Here is an 18808-nt window from a genome sequence, read left to right as displayed (position 1 = left end):
TTTCAGGTCTTTGGAAGGAGCCAGCCATGCGTGCCGCCGTACAGTCGAACGCGATTTTGCCACCAGCGAGCCGTTTGAATGCCTACCGCGCCCCGTCCGATTTCCTGGATGTTTTTTCGATTTCGATCGCAGAGCGGCCAGAGTTGCAGACGATGGACATCCGGCTGATTGCAGATCACATGGTTTCCAGGGACCCGGTCTGGGTAAAGAGGCTGCTGAAGCTCCGGGACCTACTGGTCAAACCGCTTGGGCTTAAAACCACAGCGGACCTGGCCATGGTGGACAGCAATCCACCGGTTACGGAGCGTGGAGAGGGCGACCGGATCGCGTTCTTCCGCATTTTCGTCGTGGACAACGATGAAATCGTCTTGGGGGAAGATGACAAGCATCAGGATTTCCGGCTGAGCCTTTACCGGACTCAAGGCGCAGACGGACGCTTGTTCGTGGCAACCTGCTGCAGGCGCCATAACCTGGCGGGCCATGCTTATCTATGGGCCATTCTTCCTTTTCATAAGTTCATTGTAAAAACGGGTCTGCGAACAGCGCTGGGTACTCCTTCGCCGACCGTCTGAGTTCACCAAACATGCATCCACCACCGTCATGCCTGTCCCAAGACATTGGACGGCATGAGGTCTCAGCAGACTTGCATGGCGTGACGGGAAACGTGATCTGAAACACACGTTAAACATGTGAACCGCTAAGGATGGGCGCTCCGGCACATTGCGCGTGGAGGCAGGTTCATGTCGATTTCGACAAGATTTGTTCAGGTGTTTGCGGCTCTCTTGGCCGGTTGTCTTGCATTAGCTCCGCAGACGCGGGCTGCCGATCTGTTGTCCAAGCAATGGCAGGAACAGCGCGAGGCGATGAACGCCCTTGGCGATGCTGCGTGCAAAGGAGATCAGCAGGCCTACCAAAGGCTTCAGAGCCTTCAAGAACACCAAGATCCCGTTGCGATCACCGAATTATCCTGGCTGACTTGGGAGGCGGATTGTAAGCCACATCCCTTCAAAGTCCCCAATTCCAGGCTTTTTGAATATGAAACCCTGAGAGATCTGGCTTACCGGACCACCTATTACGGTTACATGACTGCCGCGTATCTTGGATATCCCGTCGCGCAAGCCATCCTTGCCGAAACCAACATGAATCACATCAGTGAGGCGCCGGATTTTCGGAAAGAAACCTTGTGCTTGTTCCATCTTGCCATGACGGGAGGTTTTGAGACGGCCGGGGCGACGCTGGGAGAGCGGTACCTGACCGGTAGGGGTCTTTTCCGCAGCCGCGCCCGTGCAAAAGCCCTCTACAACGTTGCACTGGGCGATGCGGTCCAGGACAGCGCCATGGATACCCTTAAAGCGGCCTTTCCGGACGTTCGGCATAACAGGGCGCTCGCCAAGGCCTATCTGGACAAGGAACTGGCGAAATGCCCGGAGCGGTTAAAGGTCAAGGAGGGCCGCATAACGGCGTTTGACCCTGAAAATACTCTGCAATAAAATGGCGCTGATTGACCCCACCGGATTTCCAGAGACTGGCAAGTAATAGGAGTGCGGGCACCATTTCCTAAGGTTTCCGCAGCACAACTTATCCGCTCCCAGCAACCTCAGCTTTCCCGGAAAAGGGGCCCTAACGGTCGAGGTGTCCTGTCTTCCGCCAGACGTGGGCGCCGGTATCAGTTGAAATTGTCTGCCTGCTGCCGGGCGGCAACCTGAGCCATGTGCCCTGATCATAGGTGCCGTCCGCATCCTTGAACCGGCCCTCCAGAACAAAATACTCCGCACCGGCCGGGAAGTCCTGGGTGTCAAACTGCGTGTCCGGAGACCAGTGCAACATGACCACCTCTTCATCAGGGCGTACATGGAGCGGCAGCAGGGTCTCGCCGGGCCGCCCGTCCTGCCATGCGGCCGGATCCAGCGTGTTCACACGGATAAAGGCATCGTCCTCCGGGTCCATTTGCCGGAGTTTGACGAGGATGACTGCGCCCGGGCCGCTGGACGGAACATGTCGGGAGCCCGGCGGGTTGCGGACATACATGCCCTTCGGGAAATCGGCTGTTTCGTCGGAAAAAACACCGTCCAGAACAAGAAACTCCTCGCCAAGATCGTGGGTGTGGGCAGAGAAGGCGGAGCCAGCTGCGTAGCGGACAATGCTTGTCGCGCGTGCCACCTCCGCGCCATCGCGCTCCAGCATCCGCCGGTCGACACCGGCCATGGGCGAGGGGACCCATTCAAGATCTGATGTGTCCACGGCCGCGCGTTTTGACAAATCAGCATGTATTTTCATCAGGTCTATCCAATCGCCTCACACAGTCTGCCAATGAAAATGGCGTTTCCGCGCGCGGGGAAAAGGGGCAGGACAGTCTGCTTCGGCCACAATTGCGGTTCTGGTAAGTAACGCCCTAGTTTGTGGATGTGTTCCCGTCCCCGGTCTGCAGGCTCATGGAGCCGAAATGCGCCTGGTAGTCGTCTGTCGTTACCCGCTTGGATATAATCGCATCAACCTGGTCGACGAATGTTTTTGGTACCGACTTGTTGGAGAACATGAGGTGGACCGGTTCGCTCCATAAAAGGAACGGGTGTTCTTCGATTTGGTCTTCGACGTTCAACGATCTGGCAAGCGAAAAGACAGCAGCCGGTGTTTCGACGATCGCGGTAATTCTGCCTTTCAGAAGCATCTGCAGGCTCTGCTCCGATCCGCTCACTTGAACAATGTGCTTTTGCGCTTCGGGCTTTTGCAGGAATGTCTCAAACGGATCTCCTCGATAAGTACCAATGTCGTGGGCCAAGAGAAGGTTTAAAGACAGGATATCTTCGAGGGAAGAGATATCGAATTTGCCCGTATCAGCAGAGCGGATCACTAAGCCGGCAGTTTCGTTCCGGTATGGAACGGAGAAATGGGCAAACGCCCTTCTTTCATCTGTAATCGATGAGAACATCGTCATGTCCAGCCGCCCGGCCGACAGCTCGACGACAGCGCGCTGGAACGGCATTTCGTAAAATTCGATCTGACAGCCTGCCCGGTGAAGAACAGCTTGTACGAACTCGAAGTCGATGCCGACGATCTGCCCTTCTGACGTCTTGTAGGAAAACGGCTCATAGTCCTGCGGCACGTGAATCCGGAGCGGATTTGGACAGTTTTCAGCAGACGCCGGAAACCGTGCCGTGCTTGTCAGGACCACCAACATCAGGGCGATACCGAGAAAGAGGCGCCAGACCGTTTTTTTTATGCGGATTGGCCCATAGGGAAGCGGATCTGTTTTTGATAGTGCCTTACACTGGTCCATATCGTGCGTTTCCTTTGGGCGGTGACGGTCTGGGGCTTGTTTAGCCGTCCGGGTCGAATCTCGGATTGTCCTGGAGACCCATCGAGCCGTAGCGGGCAACATATTCCGGGGTCGCGATAAGGTCTTCGAGCGCATAGTTCACGGCGGTTATGAGCTTCGGCGAGACGGTTTTGCGGCTGAACATGAAGTGCACGGGCTCACTCCAAAGCCGGAATGGATGCTCTGCGAAATCGGCTTCAACGCCCATCTCCCGCGCCGTGGCAAGAACAGCTGCCGGCATCTCAACAATCGCGTCAATCCTGCCTGCCGACAGCATGCGGATCCCTTCGCTGGACGAGACAAACTCGAACACATGCTTTTCGGCCTTGGGGGACTTTAAAAAAGCCTTGAAGGTTTCGCCGCGATAGGAGTTTTGTTCATGCCCGAGCACAAGGCCGAGGTCGACAACGTCGTCCAACTCATCGATGGGCAGGTTCGGCAATTCCTCGCGGCGGACAACAAGGCCTGCTGTCTCGTTCCGGTAGGGGAGCGAAAACAGCGCGAAGCTTCTGCGTTCCCGGGTAATCGACGCAAACGGCATCATATCGATCCGCCCGGCCGCCAACTCGATGATGGCCCTTTTGAAGGGCATGGTGACCGGTTCAATCGGACAGTCCAAATGCTCAAAGAGCTTTTGGACGAACTCGACATCAATGCCCATCAACTGGCCTTCGGACGTCATGAGGCTGAAGGGGAGATAGTCAACTGAAAACCGGACCTTCAAGGGGACCGGGCACACGTCTGAATTTGCGGAAGCCGGAGTGAGGTACGCAATCACAAGTGATGAGGCTAGGATAAGTGTCCGAAATACGTGCATGTCTTTAGGTCACTTATTCGTATTACCGAGAAAAGAAGTCGAGTCTCAAAGTAATGAAGCATATCGTGCTTGGTGTGTACAGTGCGCGCGGCGAGTAAGATTAATCGGCTTTCCAATTTAAACTGAGGTGCAGGTTACGTCCGGCTGCCCGGTGCGTCACTGCCCGTGGATGTCTGGGAAAACCGGGCTTTCCCCCGCCGCTGCCTTTGCATATAAGCCGGAATCGTGCTGACTACGGACTGCACCCTCGCTGTGGCGCAGGACATCCAGAAAGACAAAAAGGAATAGAGCGCGGTCCGGACCGCGCGGGGCAACGCCATGACGGTTCAGATAGACATCGGGGATTTGGCAGGCGGGCAGCGCGCAATGCTCGATCTTGAAGAGCTGCTGGCGACCCGCTTGCTGGTCCAGGGCAATTCCGGTTCCGGAAAGTCCCACCTCCTGCGCCGTCTTCTGGAGCAGTCCGCGAAATGGGTTCAGCAGGCGATCATTGATCCGGAGGGCGATTTTGTGTCGCTGGCCGACAAGTACGGCCATGTGGTTGTCGATGCGGTTGGAACCGAAAAAGACCTGCAGATGATTGCCGCCCGTGTACGCCAGCACCGCGTCTCTGTTGTGCTCAATCTGGAAGGCCTGGATGCCGACCGGCAAATGAAGGCGGCGGCGACCTTCCTTGACGGGTTGTTCGATGCCGACCGGGACCTTTGGTACCCGATGCTGGTCATTGTCGACGAAGCCCAGTTGTTTGCGCCAGCCGCTGCCGGAGAAGTAACCGAAGAGGCCCGCCGCAGGTCTCTTGGTGCCATGACGAACCTGATGTGCCGGGGCCGCAAACGTGGGTTGGCCGGGGTCATTGCCACACAGAGACTTGCGAAACTGGCCAAGAACGTGGCTGCCGAGGCTTCGAATTTCCTCATGGGCCGGACGTTCCTTGATATCGACATGGCCCGGGCGGCAGATCTTCTCGGTATGGAGCGGCGGCAGGCAGAAAGCTTCCGAAATCTTGACCGGGGGCATTTCATCGCCCTTGGGCCTGCCATGTCCCGCCGTCCTGTCCCGGTGAAGATCGGCCCCGTTGAAACGGCCGGACGCGGCGGAAGCCCGAAATTGATGCCCTTGCCTGACCAGCCGACGCAAGACGCCAAGGACCTGATCTTTACCCGCGGCGCGGATGAAGCCGTGCCTGTGCGTCCCCGGATCGCCGAGCCTGTTGTCTCCACGGGTGACGTTCTGGATCAGCTCTCCAGTGCAGAGCGGGCGCAGGCCGAGGAAGCACCTCAAGCCGAAAGCCTGTTTGATATTGGTGAGCGCGAGGAAAAGATCGACGAAATCATTGCCGGCATTTTGGAAGACGACGAGGCAGCTTTCCAGCCGATTGCATCGCTCTATCAGGATTTCCAGGTGCGGTGCCGGATCGCGAAGCTGGCGGGCGGCGCGCCCGATTTGCAGGCGTTCCGGGAAAAACTGGCGGTTGCCAGGGCCAAGGTCGATACGGCTGAAGTCAATGACGATGACTGGAAGCAGGCCGAACTGATTGCTGCCGAACTTCCCGATGACATGCGCGGCGTCTATCTGCTGCTGGCAAAGGCGGCACTGGCCAAGGCGCCGTGTCCGGGCAATGTGGAAATCGCAACGGCTTATGGCACGCGTTCGCCAGGGCGCGCCCGCTGGCTGCTCAGCCATATGGAAGAACGCGGTTTTCTGGTCTGTGCAACTGATCTGCGCGGTAACCGCATCGTCACCCTGACCGATCTTGGCTGGCAAACCGCGCCGGGCGACGAGGCCGCCGCCTGAGGGCTACCTCTTTCACGCGCGGCCCACGTAAGTGTCAGCACCGTTTGATTGTATTTTGCCGGCAGCATCTTACCTCTTGTCCGCAAAACCGAATAGAGGCTCGAAATGATAAGACTTCTCCTGCTGGCGTTTTCTCATAGTGCGATGCTGGCTGCAGGATTTGCCCTGGGCATTTACTTCCTGCCGATCCTGACCGCCCCCGAGGGCCCTGACGAAGCAATGCTGTCAGCTGCTGCAAACCAGGCGCAGTATCAGGCCACCTTGACCCGTGACCTTGCCGGCAGTGATCTCTTGCATTGGGGAGAGGGCACAATCAGTTTGTCGACAACCCAGATCGTACATGAAGGCGCGCTTTCACCCGGTCCGGACTACAAACTGTATCTGGTGAGCGAGTTCGTTGAGGACGAAGCCGGGTTCGAGGCCGTCAAGGACGGCGCCGTCCGCTTGGGGGACATCAGGACTTTCGACGGGTTTATCGTGGAGGTGCCCGACGGAATTAGCCTGGAGGATTACACGACAGTTCTTGTCTGGTGCGAGGCGTTTTCAGAGTTTATTACAGCCGCCAAATACCGGTGACCGGCAGCGCCGGGACCGGCGCCGGCTTTGAGGCTGGGGACAGCGCCGTGCGGCCCGTCAATCGGCTTCGGGTGCCGCTTCGGGTGCCGGGGCCGATCTTTGCACCAGAAGCTGGTCAATCCGCCGCCCGGCCATATCCATCACTTCGATCCGCCAATCGCCGATTCGCACCACGTGGCCGACTTTCGGAAGATCGGCGGACAGGAACAGCACCAGCCCGGCGGCCGTCTCGTAGTCCCCGTCATCGTCCAGCGTGACCTTCAGCTTGTGCGTGAACTCATCGATCGGCATCCAGCCGGCGACCAGGAGAGAGCCGTCTTCGCGCTCCACGATCTTGGGTTGGTCGTCCTCGGCTTCGTCAAAGCCTCCGGCAATCGCCCCCAAAACATCCATGGCCGTGACAAGGCCCTCGAAATGGCCGTACTCGTCATAAACAAGCAGCATATGCTCCGGGGAGGCGCGCAGCCGGTCGATCACTTCCATGGCTGGCAGACCGTCGTGAATGACAGGAGCGTTCATCATCAGGCTGCGCGGATCGAAGGCGTTGGGGTCAGAGGCCAGAAGGTCCCGGATATGGAGGATCCCGATAATCTCGTCGGCGCCGCCGTCGCGGATCGGCAGGCGTGTGCGTCCGGTCTCAATGAAGCGCTTTAGAATTTCGTCCCGGCTCTCGCTGACATCGGCCACCTTCACTTCGTTGCGCGGGGTCATGAGGCCCTTTGCGGACCGGTCGGCGATCCGCATGACACCAGCGATCATGGCAGTTTCGCCCTTTTCGATCACGCCGTCCGTCTCGGCCTCGGAAATCAGCAGATGAATTTCCTCGTCGCTTACCCGTTGTTTTTGGCCCCGGTCCTGGCCGAACACGGACAGGATCACCTTGCCGGAATTGTCCAGTATCCAGACCAGCGGCGCGGATATGAAGGCCAGAAGGGTCATGGCCGGCGCAACGCGGGCGGCAATGCCCTCCGGATTGGACAGGGCAATCTGCTTCGGGACCAATTCACCGATGACCAGCGACAAATAGGTTACCACGACGACCACGGACCCGACGCCCAGCGGCTGTGCCAGGCCAGCCGACAGTCCCGAGCTTTCCAGCATCGTTGCAACCCTGAGCCCCAAGGTGGCGCCGGAAAAGGCTCCGGACAGCACGCCAACGAGGGTGATCCCGATTTGGACGGTGGACAGAAAACGGCCGGGATCTTCGGACAGTTTCAAGGCCAGTCTCGCGCCCCGGTCTTTGCGTGCCTTGAGCCGGGCCGGCCGTGAGGACACGATGGCAAGCTCTGACATGGCAAGGGCGCCATTCAGCAGGATCAGGCAGAACAGGATTGCAGCTTCAATGACCATGTGTCCGGGAGCTCATATATAAGTACAGCGTTCGAGCGGACCATATGTGGCTGGCTGCGATTTCGCAAAGCAAACACGGTGTTCACATGCCGATTTCCGCCAAAGGGTGCCTTTGGGGCGGCCAAGCGTAGTGTGATCAACCCAACACAATCTGGTGGATTTCATGGACCATTTGGCAGGGGCGAAGCATTTCCGTTGTTGGATTGCTCCGCCGGTTGCTTGGGTCTGCGCTAGCCCGGCTTCAGCTTATCGGATCGCTGGACCTGAAATCGGAATGACGCGATCCGCTGCAGCGGGCCGGTCTGTCAAAGGTGGCTCAAACCGCTCAGATTGCCGGCCGCATTCGGGTGCCGGCAGGTGGATTGCCCGGCGCGTCGGCGGGTTTGCGCGCAAGCAGATATTCAAGCTGGGACAATTCCAAAGTCAGTCCGTCGATTGTCCGCGACAGGACACTTTCCATGTAGCTTCCGGCCGGCGAACGGTCCCGGATGTCGCGGGCCCGGTCCCGGGCCTTGCGCAGATAAAGCACCATCAGGTCAACATCCTTGCGGGTAACATCCAACGGCTGCCCAAGGTCTGCCGGGGGCGGGCAAGCGCTGCTGGTCTGACGGGCCTGCGTGGGAGCGGCGAACTGCATCTCAAACCTCAATGTTCATGATATGTTCTCATCTATATCAGGCTATGTGCATAGGATCAAGCCTACGCTGCCATTGAGGCTGCCAGATAAGCCGCAGTGAGGCGATGACGGTTGGAGGGGAATGGGCAGCAGCACCGGAAACCGTTTTGAAACGCAGCCAGGGCCGGTAACTCCTGTCACTTTTTGAAGCCCATCCATTCATTTTCCGGATCTCCTTGACCCCGCCTGATGAAATAGTTACATACGTAACTAATTTGACGGGGCATGATCCTGGGAGGACGCGCGCATGAACAAGGTCGATCACAAGCAAGTTTCCGGCAAAGGTGGCAAGCCGCTTGCCAATGAGCTTCAGTACATGCCGGGTTTCGGCAATGACTTTGAGACCGAGGCCCTGCCGGGCGCGCTGCCGCAAGGCATGAACAGCCCGCAGAAATGTGCCTATGGGCTTTACGGTGAGCAGCTGTCCGGCACCGCCTTCACTGCGCCGAGCCATCAGAACGAGCGGACATGGTGTTACCGTATCCGGCCGTCGGTCAAGCACACCAGCCGGTTTCAGAAAATCGATCTTCCTTATTGGAAAAGCGCGCCGAACGTTTGCGATGACGTGATTTCGCTGGGCCAGTACCGTTGGGACCCGGTGCCGCACGCCGACGCCGATCTCACGTGGCTGACCGGCATGCGCACCATGACGACCGCCGGGGATGTAAACACCCAGGTCGGCATGGCAACGCATGTCTATCTCGCGACCCAGTCGATGGAGGATGAATACTTCTTCTCCGCCGATAGCGAGCTTCTGGTCGTGCCGCAGGAGGGGATACTTCGGTTCTGCACAGAACTCGGCATTATCGAGCTGGAGCCGAAGGAAATTGCGATCCTGCCGCGCGGTCTGGTCTACCGGGTTGAGGTTGTTGAAGGTCCGGCGCGCGGGTTTGTCTGCGAGAATTACGGCCAGAAGTTCGAGCTGCCGGGCCGCGGCCCGATTGGCGCCAACTGCATGGCTAACCGCCGCGACTTCAAGACACCGGTCGCCTGGTATGAAGACAGGGAAACCCTCAGCAAGGTCACCGTCAAATGGTGCGGTCAGTTCCACGAGACCAGGATCGGCCATTCACCGCTTGATGTGGTGGCCTGGCACGGCAACTACGCGCCGGTAAAATACGACCTTAGAACTTATTGCCCTGTCGGAGCGGTTTTGTTTGACCATCCAGATCCGTCGATCTTCACCGTCTTGACCGCGCCGTCCGGGGTGCCGGGGACCGCCAATATCGACTTTGTTCTGTTCCGGGAGCGCTGGATGGTGGCGGAAAACACCTTCCGCCCGCCCTGGTATCACAAGAACATCATGTCTGAGCTAATGGGCAACATTTACGGCCAGTATGACGCCAAGCCGCAGGGTTTCGTGCCGGGCGGGATGAGCCTTCACAACATGATGCTGCCGCATGGTCCGGACAATGAAGCCTTTGAGGGCGCCTCAAATGCGGACTTGAAGGCGGAGAAGCTCGACAACACCATGTCCTTCATGTTCGAGACCCGCTTCCCGCAGCACTTGACGGAATACGCCGCCAAGGAAGCCCCGCTGCAGGACGATTACATCGATTGCTGGGACAGCCTTGAAAAGAAATTTGACGGAACACCGGAAGGCACGTGGGATAGGAAGTAACTGACACTGTTTGCCGCCCCGGACTTGGTCCGGGGCCTTCAGGGTTGGTCCCGGATCAAGTCCGGGACAGCTTTTTTGACAAAGCGCAGTTGTGAATGCTGGCAAGGAGTGTGTGGGTGCAGGGCAAAGCGGATATGGATGACCGTCTCGTCATATTGGGTTCCAAGGGCGGCCCTGCGATCCGGCCAGGCGGGCCGTCACCAACGAGCTCTCTCCTCGAGATCGGTGGACGCCGTTGTGTGATCGATTGCGGTCTTGGCGTCACCCGGGGCCTGGTCGAGGCAGGCATGGTTCTGAAGGATCTGGACCTGATCTTCATCACCCATATGCATTCTGACCATGTTCTGGAGCTGGGGCCGCTTTTGCACACGGCCTGGACGGCGGGCCTTGCGAAAAAGGTCACGGTTTTCGGACCCCAGGACCTGATGGAGTACTGGGACGGTTTTCTCGCCTCCATGCGCTACGACATAGATTTGCGGATCGAGGATGAGGGCCGGCCCGATCTCAGGGACCTGGTCGAAATCCGCCTCTTGGGCGAAGGCGCCATTCCGCTTGAGGACGATGCGGTCCGGGCTGCGGCCCTAAGGGTTGATCATCCGCCTGTGATTGATTGCTTTGCGTTGCGATTTGAGACCGCGGACTGGTCCGTCGTCTTCTCTGCCGACACCGCGTTTTTCCCGCCGCTTGCCGGGTTCGCAAAGGGCTGTGATGTTCTTGTTCATGAGGCGATGCTGGCGCGCGGCGTTGAGAAGATCGTCGAGATCACCGGAAACGGCGCCCGCCTGCGCGAGCATCTTCTGGCAAGCCATACAATGGCGCCGGATGCCGCGCGCATTGCCGAAGACGCCGGCGCCGGAACACTGGTTTTGAACCACCTTATTCCCGCTGACCTGCTGGGTTTTGAACACGAAGAATGGATCGAGGCGACAAAAGCCTTTTCCGGCACAACCATCGTCAGCCATGATGGGCTTGAAATCAAAAGGTAAGACGGGCCTGGGAGGACTATTCATGAAACTGGCGAGCTTGAAAGACGGTAGCCGCGACGGAAAGCTGGTGGTGGTCAATGACCGGCTGACCTACTGCACGGAGGCAACTCATATTGCCGCCACATTGCAGGCAGCCCTCGATGACTGGGAACATGCGGCGCCCAAGCTTCAAGTGCTTTCCGAGAGCCTTTCCCATGAGGCCGTGCCCATGATCCGCTTTCATGAGCATGACGCGCTGTCGCCTTTGCCCCGGGCCTACCAATGGGCGGACGGCTCGGCTTACGTGAATCACGTCGAGCTGGTGCGCAAAGCGCGCGGCGCGACCATGCCGGACAGTTTCTGGACGGACCCGCTGATGTATCAGGGCGGGTCTGACACCTTCTTGAGCCCCCGCGATCCGATCCGTATGCCCGATCCCGCCTGGGGGATCGACATGGAGGGAGAGATCGCCGTCATCACCGGCGACGTTCCCATGGGCGTCTCGGCTGATGAGGCGCGGGATTTCATCCGTCTGGTGATGCTCGTGAACGACGTTTCCCTGCGTGGATTGATCCCCGGCGAACTGGGCAAGGGGTTCGGCTTTTTCCAGTCCAAACCGTCCTCGGCTTTTTCACCCGTTGCGGTCACGCCGGATGTGCTGGGAGATGCCTGGAAAGGCGGAAAACTGCATTTGCCGCTCCATGTCGATTTGAACGGTGAGCCGTTCGGCCGGGCGAATGGCGGCATCGACATGACGTTTGATTTCGGCCGTCTGATCGCCCATGCGGCCAAGTCGCGGGCCCTTGGCGCTGGCACGATCATCGGCTCCGGGACCGTCTCCAACAAGCTGAATGGCGGACCGGGAAAATCGCTGGCGGACGGGGGCGCCGGATATTCCTGCATTGCCGAATTGCGCATGATCGAGACCATTGAACACGGCGAGGCCAAAACCCCTTTCCTGAAATCCGGAGACACGGTGCGCATTGAAATGCAGGACACCGGCGGCCACTCGATTTTCGGGGCGATTGAGCAAACGGTGGAAACGGCCGCGTGATGGCGCCTCATCAAGACCAAGAACGACGCGAACCTCGTGAACGACGGGAATACAGAATGGCCAAGCAATTCGCATCAAGCGGCGACATGGAAGAAAAAAAGATCTCCTTCACCGAAATCGGCAAGGATCTTTGGGCGTTTACCGCAGAAGGCGACCCGAATACCGGCGTGATCATCGGCGACGACAGCGTCATGATCATCGAGGCGCAGGCAACGCCGGCGCTCGCGAACAAGGTGATCGAGAAGGTCCGGTCCGTCACCGACAAGCCGATCAGCCATCTGGTCTTGACCCACTATCACGCCGTGCGGGTTCTTGGCGCCGCAGCGTATCAGGCGCCAAACATCATCATGAGCGAAAAAGCCCGGTCCATGGTCGTGGAACGCGGTGCGGAAGACCGGGAATCGGAATTCATGCGCTTTCCGCGTCTGTTCATGGGCTATGACAATGTCGCCGATATTCCGCCGCTGACCTGGCCGACCACCACCTTTAACGACAAGATGACCGTTTATCTGGGCAAGCGCCGGGTGGACCTGAGGTTCCTGGGACGGGCGCATACGGCGGGCGATATTGTCATTCACGTGCCGGACCAGAACGTCATGTTCACCGGCGATATCGTTGAATACCACTCGGCCTGTTATTGCGGTGACGGCCATTTCAACGATTGGCCGAAAACACTTGCGGCCATCCGCGATTATGACGTTGAAGCCATTGCGCCGGGTCGCGGCGATGCGCTGGTCGGCAAGGAGATGGTCGGCAAGGCGCTGACGAACACGGCTGATTTCGTGACCTCGACCTACAGGCCGGTCGCCCGGGTGGCTCAAGGCGGCGGAACCTTGAAAGAGGCCTGGGATGCCTGCCGCGCGGAATGCGATCCGAAATTCAAGGACTATGCGATCTACGAGCACTGCCTGCCGTTCAATGTCGCGCGGGCCTTTGACGAAGCGCTGGGCATCGATACGCCGCGCATCTGGACTGCAGAGCGCGATGCGAACATGTGGGCGGATTTGCAGGGCTGAGTGATGAGTGCACCCGTTGATCACCTCCGCCTTATGACGCGCAACAATGCTTATGCCAATGAGCGGCTTTATGAGGCCTGCTGCCGTTTGAGTCAGGACGCGTTCGAGGCGGAAAGAACGAACTTCTTTCCCTCGATCCTGGAAACGCTGAACCACAATTGGGAAGTCGACCGGTATTATCTGGACGCACTGACCGGGGCAGGGCAGGGGCTTTCGGTTTTTGATGTCCCGTTTTTGAAAACGGCAGACGTTTTAGGAACGGCGCAGGCGGAGGTGGACCGGCAGCTGATCGCTTTTTGCGATGCTCTGGCTGCGGAGGATCTCAGCAAGCAGGTGCCGCAGGACAGGGGCCGCAACGGCATCTTTCACGAGACAATCGCAAACACGCTTTTGCACCTGTTTCAGCATCAGGTTCATCATCGCGGACAGGTGCACGCCATGCTGGCCGGAACCTCCGTTGCGCCGCCCCAGCTGGATGAGTTCTTTCTGGAATTCGACCGTCATCCGGCGGCGCACAAATATCTCTGACACGGGACTTTTGGGAGGAGACCCTGTGACGAAACTGTTTGAAGTACCGCTTTATCCCTATCAGCGGTCCAAGGACCAGGACGCGGCCAGCCCGGTCCGCCATCCCGTGGTCATCATTGGCGCGGGGCCAGTTGGACTTGCCCTTGCCATTGATCTTGCCCAGTCCGGGGTGCCGGTCGTGGTGCTTGATGAGAATGACAAGGTCAGCGTCGGATCCCGCGCGATCTGCTTTTCCAAACGTTCGCTGGAGATTTTCGACCGGCTCGGCTGCGGCGACGAGATGGTCCAGAAAGGGGTTGTCTGGAACCTGGGCAAGGTGTTTTTCGGCGACCGGAAAGTCTACGAATTCAACCTGCTTCCAGAAGACGGCCACAAGCGGCCGGCCTTTATCAACCTGCAGCAATATTACTGCGAGCTCTATCTGGTCGAACGCATCCGTATGCTTCAGGCCGAAGGCAAACCCATCGAAATCCGCGGCCGCAACAGGGTGTCGGAAATCGAACCGGCCGCAGGCCACACCCGACTGATTGTCGAAACACCGGAAGATGCCTACCGGCTGGAGGCCGAGTGGTTGGTTGCCTGTGATGGCGCGGCCTCGCCAGCGCGCCGGATGATGGACCTTGAATTTGCCGGCCGCGTTTTTGAAGACAATTTCTTGATCGCCGATGTCGTCATGAAGGCCGACTTCCCCACTGAGCGCTGGTTCTGGTTCGATCCGCCCTTCAACAAGGACCAGTCGGCGCTTCTGCACAAACAGCCAGACGGCGTCTGGCGGATTGATTTGCAGCTTGGCTGGGACATCGACAAGGAAGAAGAGAAAAAACCGGATCACGTCATCCCGCGCTTGAAGCAGATGCTTGGGGATGATGTCGATTTCGATCTGGAGTGGATCTCGATCTACACGTTCCAGTGCCGCCGGATGGGAACCTTCCGCCATGACCGTGTGATCTTCGCCGGAGACAGCGCGCACCAGGTGTCGCCCTTTGGCGCGCGCGGGGCGAATTCCGGTTTCCAGGACGCGGACAATCTTGGCTGGAAGCTGAAAATGGTTCTGGAAGGCAAGGCTCCGGAGCGCCTTCTCGACAGCTATGCGTATGAGCGGGAAATGGCTGCCGACGAGAACATCCTCCAGAGCAGCCGGTCGACCGACTTCATCACCCCGAAATCCGAAATGAGCCGGATCTTCCGCGATGCTGTGCTGGATCTGGCTGAAGACCACGCCTTCGCGCGGCCTCTGGTCAATTCCGGGCGGCTGTCCGTGCCTTGTATCTATGACGGCTCGCCTTTGAACGGGGCGGACACGGACCTCCTGCCGATGAGGACACGGCCGGGCAGCCCGGCGCCGGACGCTCCTCTTGGAGCGGACTGGCTGCTGGACCGGTTGAAGGGTGGTTTTGTCGTTCTCGGGATCAATTGCAGCGTGCCGGAAGACATCAGCCTGAACGGGCTCAAGGTCGTCGGTGTGGCAATCCACGGGCCCGATATCGGCCCCGAGCTCCGTGACCGGTATTTGGGGGAGCAATCAAAGGCGGTCTATCTGATCCGGCCCGATCAGCATGTGGCGGCCCGGTGGCTCGAATTCGACAGGACCGCAGTAGAAGCAGCGCTTGCAAAGGCGCTTGGCGCGAAAGAAGAGGAGCACGCATGACCGGGATGGGTACAACAGGGCTTACAAAGCCTGACGCGTTCTACGAAAGCCTTTTGAAGGCGCATGAGGGCTTGAGCAAAGCCGACAGCGATGCCTTCAACGCGCGTTTGATCCTGCTTATGGCCAACCAAATCGGCGATGAGGCTGTTCTGGAGGGGCTTCTGGCAAGTGCGGCAACGTCCGGGGTCAGTGCCGTAAAAGACTAGTCCCTTCGCCTGTGATGTGGGGGCGGGACCGGAAAAGTGGGGCCGCGGATTTATTTTGGGAAATTTTTATCCTGGAAAATTTCTCAGGTATCGCATTGGTGCATATGGACAAAATCGGCCCGATTTAATTCGGGATTGAAAAGGCGAGTAAAATCAAAGGCTTTTCATTTTTTGTTTAACCCCTGGAGCTTCAATTGAAGCAACTATTGGGGGAAACATGTCCAAGTTGCTCGAACCGCTCAAAAATCTGCGCCTATCCGTGAAGGTTGGCGGAGGCTTCGTGACCATGGTGCTGGTGGCCGCAGCCGTCGGGGCCGTTGGGACGGGCGCCATTCTGGGTCTAAGGGCCCAGTCAGACCTCAGCGGGCAGGCGACCGCATCGATGGCGGATCTTCAACAAGTTGCGCAGGCGAAGGCAGCTTACCTGTCAGCCGGCACACCGGAGCTTGCCGAAACAGCACGTTCAAGGATCGACGGGCTGAACAGCTCGTTGCTGGGGCTGAAAGCGGCCTCCAGAACCGATGGCGGCCGCGCCGCCGCGGATGAGGCGATCGCGCTGGTTTCAGATCTTCAGAGCGAGTTTGACGGTGTAACTGCGGCCGTGGCCGCGCAGCAGGATCAGGTTGGCAACCTGATCCGGGCCGCGGTCCGGCTCGAAACCCTCGCCATGGGCATCACCGACCAGATGGATAAAATCCAGCGGGATGCCGGGGGGGTTGCGAAGAAAGCGAACGGCGCCCGTAACCGGGCGGACAAGCTGGGCCGGATGCTGTCGGGCATGGAAGACTTGTCCGGAGAGCTTGGCAAAATGGTCACGGCAGGTGCGGCCGGTGCCGGTCTTGCGCCCGACCTGAGCGCTGCCGTTCTGGACGGGCTGCTCGATCTTGAGAAAAGCGCCAAACGGGCCGCCAAACTGAAGGTCGGCGGTGTCGACGGCCCCAAGATCAAGGATCTGGCTGCTCAAATCGCTGCCTTTCAGGAAAAGTGGGCCCCGTCAGAGGATACCACCGCGCCCGCAGGCTTGCCGGAAGAAGCCGCCACGGCGGCCGGTCTTCTGTTGGCCGGTATACATGAAACGGCCTCGGATCTGAGGAAGCGCGCCTATGAAGCTGCCGATGCGGCGTCCAAGGAGGCAAGATCCGCTGGCTCTAAACTCGGCATCATCGATCTGGTCAAGGTAAATGCCTCCAAGTTCCTGCAGGCGTCCCTCGAAATCCGGTCGGTCACGATGGAGTTCTTTGCGGGCGTGAATGACAGCAGCAGCGATACGGTTGCCAACCGGATTGCAAGCCTCCAGCTACTTGCCAACACCCTGAAGGCGGACAGTGCGGCTTTTCCCGAAATCACGGAAACCGTCGCGGCGGTCGAACAGGATGTCGCTGCATTCGAGCGTGAATTTGCGGCCATGGTTGACGTACAGACACGGCTTGAAGACAGCCGGCTCGCCTTGTCTGAAGCCTCAGCGCAGGTGCGCACGGCCATCACGGGGCTTGCCGGGCAACAGTCCATCGGCGCCAGGGCGCAGGCCGATACGGCTCTGTCTCTGATTGCAGCGGCCCTCGTCGCGGCTGTCGTCCTGGGCGGTGTTCTGGCTTTCTTGCTGTCTCTTTTGATCACCAAACCCACGCGCGCCTTAACGGCCGCCATGGGGCGGCTGGCCGAGGGCGATATTGATGTCGTGGTCCCGTCCACCGGCCAAAAGGATGAAATCGGCGACATGAGCCGGACGGTCAAGGTGTTCCAGGAGAACGCCCGCGCGCGGGTGCGCCTTGAGGCTGAGGCCCTTGAAAGCCGCGATCAGCAGGCAGCCCGGCAGGACGAAGTGGACGCCTTGATTGGAACGTTCCGGGACGACATTCAAACCCTGCTGGCCGCGCTTGACGAAACAGCTGCCGGAATGACCGGCACTGCGCGGGCACTCGGCGAAATTGCCGAAAGCAGTGCGGCGCAGGCCGGAGATACGGCACGGGTCAGTGAAGATGCCAGCATGAGCGTTGAAAACGTCGCGGGCGCAACGGAGGAACTGTCTGCCTCAATTGCCGAGATTGGCGATCAGGTCAGCCGGACATCGGCCGTCGTTACAACAGCAACGGAGGCGGTGCAGGACACAAATGCCAAGGTCCAGGGCCTCGCCGAGGCCGCGTCCAAGATCGGGGAGGTGGTGACGCTCATTCAGGCGATTGCCGAACAAACCAACTTGCTGGCGCTCAATGCGACAATCGAGGCGGCGCGGGCCGGGGAGGCGGGCAAGGGGTTTGCCGTGGTTGCCGCCGAGGTCAAGGAATTGGCCACCCAGACCTCACGGGCAACAGAGGAAATTTCGGCCCAGATCCACACGATCCAGGCTTCCACCGGCGAAGCGGTCAGGGCGATCGGCTCGATCTCGGGCACCATGGATGAGGTGAACGGATACACTCAGGGCATTTCCGCGGCCGTGTCCCAGCAAGGGGCTGCCACGAACGAGATATCCGGAAATATCCAGCGGGCAGCGCACAGCGCCACCACCGTGACCTCCAATATGAGTGACTTGTCGGACGCCGTGTCCCGGACACGGTCTGCCTCTCAAAATGTCCTGTCCGCGTCGGAGGATCTCACAAGCCGCAACCGCGACCTCAAGGATGGCATAGACCGGTTCCTGACCCGTGTCGCCGGTGTTTGAGAGGCGTCGTTGTTTTGGATTCGCGAAAGCCAGACGGCCGCGCATAATCTGAAGTCAATTTTGGGAAAATGGTCGGAGTGAGAGGATTCGAACCTCCGACCCCCTCGTCCCGAACGAGGTGCGCTACCAGGCTGCGCTACACTCCGACTTGAATTGCAGATTACTATAAATCTGCCGGGAACAGCAGTGCAAGGCCTCGCTGCGTGGAGCGTCGTTTAGCAAAGCTTCCAGAGGCGCGCAAGCTGTTTGCTTGGCTCGCGATCCATTTTTTCAAATAAACAATAAATCCAATGAAGTGACCGCCCGCAAGGCGTTTGCCTTTCCGGTCAGCCATGGGATGAGGGCGCCCGCGCGCACAGTTTTTGATGATGTGCCAAAAGACGATAACCAAGCTGGGGAAAACTTATCCACGCGGGGAAAAGAATGCGGATGGAGAGGCTTGCGCTTTTCAAAAGGCATCGCTATACAGCGTCTCCACGGCCTTGGGGTGTAGCCAAGCGGTAAGGCAGCGGTTTTTGGTACCGCCATGCGAAGGTTCGAATCCTTCCACCCCAGCCATTTTCCTCAGAATTTCAATATTTT

Annotated in this window: 18 protein-coding genes and 2 tRNA genes; 13 read left to right on the top strand and 7 right to left on the bottom strand. The window is 58.9% G+C overall.

Going from position 1 to position 18808, the window contains the following annotated elements; genetic code table 11:
• Window positions 1–26 precede the first annotated feature (26 nt).
• Window positions 27–572 carry a DUF2867 domain-containing protein gene (locus tag E1180_RS16470; protein WP_155192671.1) on the top strand — a complete coding sequence of 182 codons (546 nt, stop codon included), beginning with the start codon at window positions 27–29 and terminating at the stop codon, window positions 570–572.
• Window positions 573–740: 168 nt separating this feature from the next.
• Window positions 741–1490, top strand: coding sequence for an SEL1-like repeat protein (locus E1180_RS16465; RefSeq protein ID WP_155192670.1), 750 nt, complete (start codon window positions 741–743; stop codon window positions 1488–1490).
• A gap of 130 nt (window positions 1491–1620) precedes the next feature.
• Here E1180_RS16465 and E1180_RS16460 read toward each other — a convergent pair whose 3' ends face one another.
• The 3 genes from E1180_RS16460 to E1180_RS16450 all read right to left on the bottom strand — a co-directional run bounded on the left by E1180_RS16460 (window position 1621) and on the right by E1180_RS16450 (window position 4133).
• On the bottom strand, window positions 1621–2277 hold the full coding sequence (locus E1180_RS16460; protein WP_155192666.1) for a cupin domain-containing protein: 657 nt from the start codon (window positions 2275–2277) through the stop codon (window positions 1621–1623).
• Window positions 2278–2392: 115 nt separating this feature from the next.
• Window positions 2393–3277: a substrate-binding periplasmic protein gene (locus tag E1180_RS16455; protein WP_196220625.1), complete on the bottom strand. Its 885-nt coding sequence runs from the start codon at window positions 3275–3277 to the stop codon at window positions 2393–2395.
• A gap of 40 nt (window positions 3278–3317) precedes the next feature.
• Entirely contained in the window at window positions 3318–4133 is an 816-nt protein-coding gene (locus E1180_RS16450; RefSeq protein WP_155192662.1) for a substrate-binding periplasmic protein, read from the bottom strand.
• Between the two features lie 318 nt (window positions 4134–4451).
• Here E1180_RS16450 and E1180_RS16445 point away from each other — a divergent pair, with 318 nt between their 5' ends.
• Both E1180_RS16445 and E1180_RS16440 read left to right on the top strand, forming a co-directional pair.
• Window positions 4452–5927, top strand: a complete 1476-nt coding sequence (locus E1180_RS16445; protein ID WP_155192660.1) for a helicase HerA domain-containing protein — start codon at window positions 4452–4454, stop codon at window positions 5925–5927.
• Window positions 5928–6032: 105 nt separating this feature from the next.
• Complete coding sequence (locus E1180_RS16440; RefSeq protein WP_155192658.1) at window positions 6033–6503, top strand: DM13 domain-containing protein; 471 nt, start codon at window positions 6033–6035, stop codon at window positions 6501–6503.
• 57 nt (window positions 6504–6560) lie between these two features.
• Here the strand turns inward: E1180_RS16440 and E1180_RS16435 are convergent, their stop codons facing one another.
• Together E1180_RS16435 and E1180_RS16430 are read right to left on the bottom strand one after the other, a co-directional pair.
• Window positions 6561–7853: a hemolysin family protein gene (locus E1180_RS16435; protein ID WP_155192657.1), complete on the bottom strand. Its 1293-nt coding sequence runs from the start codon at window positions 7851–7853 to the stop codon at window positions 6561–6563.
• A gap of 325 nt (window positions 7854–8178) precedes the next feature.
• Window positions 8179–8490: a hypothetical protein gene (locus E1180_RS16430; RefSeq protein WP_155192656.1), complete on the bottom strand. Its 312-nt coding sequence runs from the start codon at window positions 8488–8490 to the stop codon at window positions 8179–8181.
• Between the two features lie 355 nt (window positions 8491–8845).
• On the opposite strand from E1180_RS16430, the gene hmgA reads away from it, so the two are divergent.
• The 8 genes from hmgA (at window position 8846) to E1180_RS16390 (ending at window position 18226) form a co-directional block, all read left to right on the top strand.
• Window positions 8846–10150 (top strand): homogentisate 1,2-dioxygenase, encoded by a 1305-nt coding sequence (gene hmgA / locus E1180_RS16425; protein ID WP_425280926.1) that lies wholly within the window; start codon window positions 8846–8848, stop codon window positions 10148–10150.
• A gap of 134 nt (window positions 10151–10284) precedes the next feature.
• Window positions 10285–11136 (top strand): MBL fold metallo-hydrolase, encoded by an 852-nt coding sequence (locus tag E1180_RS16420; protein WP_155193053.1) that lies wholly within the window; start codon window positions 10285–10287, stop codon window positions 11134–11136.
• A gap of 22 nt (window positions 11137–11158) precedes the next feature.
• Complete coding sequence (locus E1180_RS16415; RefSeq protein ID WP_155192654.1) at window positions 11159–12169, top strand: fumarylacetoacetate hydrolase family protein; 1011 nt, start codon at window positions 11159–11161, stop codon at window positions 12167–12169.
• Between the two features lie 56 nt (window positions 12170–12225).
• Window positions 12226–13185 carry an MBL fold metallo-hydrolase gene (locus tag E1180_RS16410; RefSeq protein ID WP_155192653.1) on the top strand — a complete coding sequence of 320 codons (960 nt, stop codon included), beginning with the start codon at window positions 12226–12228 and terminating at the stop codon, window positions 13183–13185.
• A 3-nt stretch (window positions 13186–13188) separates the two neighbouring features.
• Window positions 13189–13713, top strand: coding sequence for a DinB family protein (locus E1180_RS16405; protein ID WP_155192652.1), 525 nt, complete (start codon window positions 13189–13191; stop codon window positions 13711–13713).
• 25 nt (window positions 13714–13738) lie between these two features.
• On the top strand, window positions 13739–15361 hold the full coding sequence (locus E1180_RS16400; protein ID WP_283404549.1) for an FAD-dependent oxidoreductase: 1623 nt from the start codon (window positions 13739–13741) through the stop codon (window positions 15359–15361).
• Window positions 15358–15567, top strand: coding sequence for a DUF2783 domain-containing protein (locus tag E1180_RS16395; protein WP_155192650.1), 210 nt, complete (start codon window positions 15358–15360; stop codon window positions 15565–15567). The genes E1180_RS16400 and E1180_RS16395 overlap by 4 nt, the downstream gene beginning before the upstream one ends.
• A gap of 217 nt (window positions 15568–15784) precedes the next feature.
• Complete coding sequence (locus tag E1180_RS16390; RefSeq protein ID WP_155192648.1) at window positions 15785–18226, top strand: methyl-accepting chemotaxis protein; 2442 nt, start codon at window positions 15785–15787, stop codon at window positions 18224–18226.
• 69 nt (window positions 18227–18295) lie between these two features.
• On the opposite strand, the gene E1180_RS16385 is transcribed toward E1180_RS16390, so the two are convergent.
• Window positions 18296–18372, bottom strand: a tRNA-Pro gene (locus E1180_RS16385).
• A 17-nt stretch (window positions 18373–18389) separates the two neighbouring features.
• Window positions 18390–18560 (bottom strand): hypothetical protein, encoded by a 171-nt coding sequence (locus E1180_RS16380; protein ID WP_155192646.1) that lies wholly within the window; start codon window positions 18558–18560, stop codon window positions 18390–18392.
• A gap of 149 nt (window positions 18561–18709) precedes the next feature.
• On the opposite strand from E1180_RS16380, the gene E1180_RS16375 reads away from it, so the two are divergent.
• Window positions 18710–18784: transfer RNA gene (locus E1180_RS16375), tRNA-Gln, on the top strand.
• Window positions 18785–18808 lie beyond the last annotated feature (24 nt).

This window comes from Roseibium denhamense (assembly GCF_009711415.1).
GTDB classification, from domain to species: Bacteria; Pseudomonadota; Alphaproteobacteria; order Rhizobiales; family Stappiaceae; genus Roseibium; species Roseibium denhamense.
This window is presented reverse-complemented; position numbering and strand designations above follow the sequence as displayed.

Excerpts from the sequence above, each read along its gene's own strand:
- E1180_RS16470 (WP_155192671.1), top strand. The coding sequence starts at position 27 with ATGCGTGCCGCCGTACAGTCGAACGCGATTTTGCCACCAGCGAGCCGT.
- E1180_RS16465 (WP_155192670.1), top strand. The coding sequence starts at position 741 with ATGTCGATTTCGACAAGATTTGTTCAGGTGTTTGCGGCTCTCTTGGCC.
- E1180_RS16460 (WP_155192666.1), bottom strand. The coding sequence starts at position 2,277 with ATGAAAATACATGCTGATTTGTCAAAACGCGCGGCCGTGGACACATCA.
- E1180_RS16455 (WP_196220625.1), bottom strand. The coding sequence starts at position 3,277 with ATGGACCAGTGTAAGGCACTATCAAAAACAGATCCGCTTCCCTATGGG.
- E1180_RS16450 (WP_155192662.1), bottom strand. The coding sequence starts at position 4,133 with ATGCACGTATTTCGGACACTTATCCTAGCCTCATCACTTGTGATTGCG.
- E1180_RS16445 (WP_155192660.1), top strand. The coding sequence starts at position 4,452 with ATGACGGTTCAGATAGACATCGGGGATTTGGCAGGCGGGCAGCGCGCA.
- E1180_RS16440 (WP_155192658.1), top strand. The coding sequence starts at position 6,033 with ATGATAAGACTTCTCCTGCTGGCGTTTTCTCATAGTGCGATGCTGGCT.
- E1180_RS16435 (WP_155192657.1), bottom strand. The coding sequence starts at position 7,853 with ATGGTCATTGAAGCTGCAATCCTGTTCTGCCTGATCCTGCTGAATGGC.
- E1180_RS16430 (WP_155192656.1), bottom strand. The coding sequence starts at position 8,490 with ATGCAGTTCGCCGCTCCCACGCAGGCCCGTCAGACCAGCAGCGCTTGC.
- hmgA (WP_425280926.1), top strand. The coding sequence starts at position 8,846 with ATGCCGGGTTTCGGCAATGACTTTGAGACCGAGGCCCTGCCGGGCGCG.
- E1180_RS16420 (WP_155193053.1), top strand. The coding sequence starts at position 10,285 with ATGGATGACCGTCTCGTCATATTGGGTTCCAAGGGCGGCCCTGCGATC.
- E1180_RS16415 (WP_155192654.1), top strand. The coding sequence starts at position 11,159 with ATGAAACTGGCGAGCTTGAAAGACGGTAGCCGCGACGGAAAGCTGGTG.
- E1180_RS16410 (WP_155192653.1), top strand. The coding sequence starts at position 12,226 with ATGGCCAAGCAATTCGCATCAAGCGGCGACATGGAAGAAAAAAAGATC.
- E1180_RS16405 (WP_155192652.1), top strand. The coding sequence starts at position 13,189 with ATGAGTGCACCCGTTGATCACCTCCGCCTTATGACGCGCAACAATGCT.
- E1180_RS16395 (WP_155192650.1), top strand. The coding sequence starts at position 15,358 with ATGACCGGGATGGGTACAACAGGGCTTACAAAGCCTGACGCGTTCTAC.
- E1180_RS16390 (WP_155192648.1), top strand. The coding sequence starts at position 15,785 with ATGTCCAAGTTGCTCGAACCGCTCAAAAATCTGCGCCTATCCGTGAAG.
- E1180_RS16380 (WP_155192646.1), bottom strand. The coding sequence starts at position 18,560 with ATGGCTGACCGGAAAGGCAAACGCCTTGCGGGCGGTCACTTCATTGGA.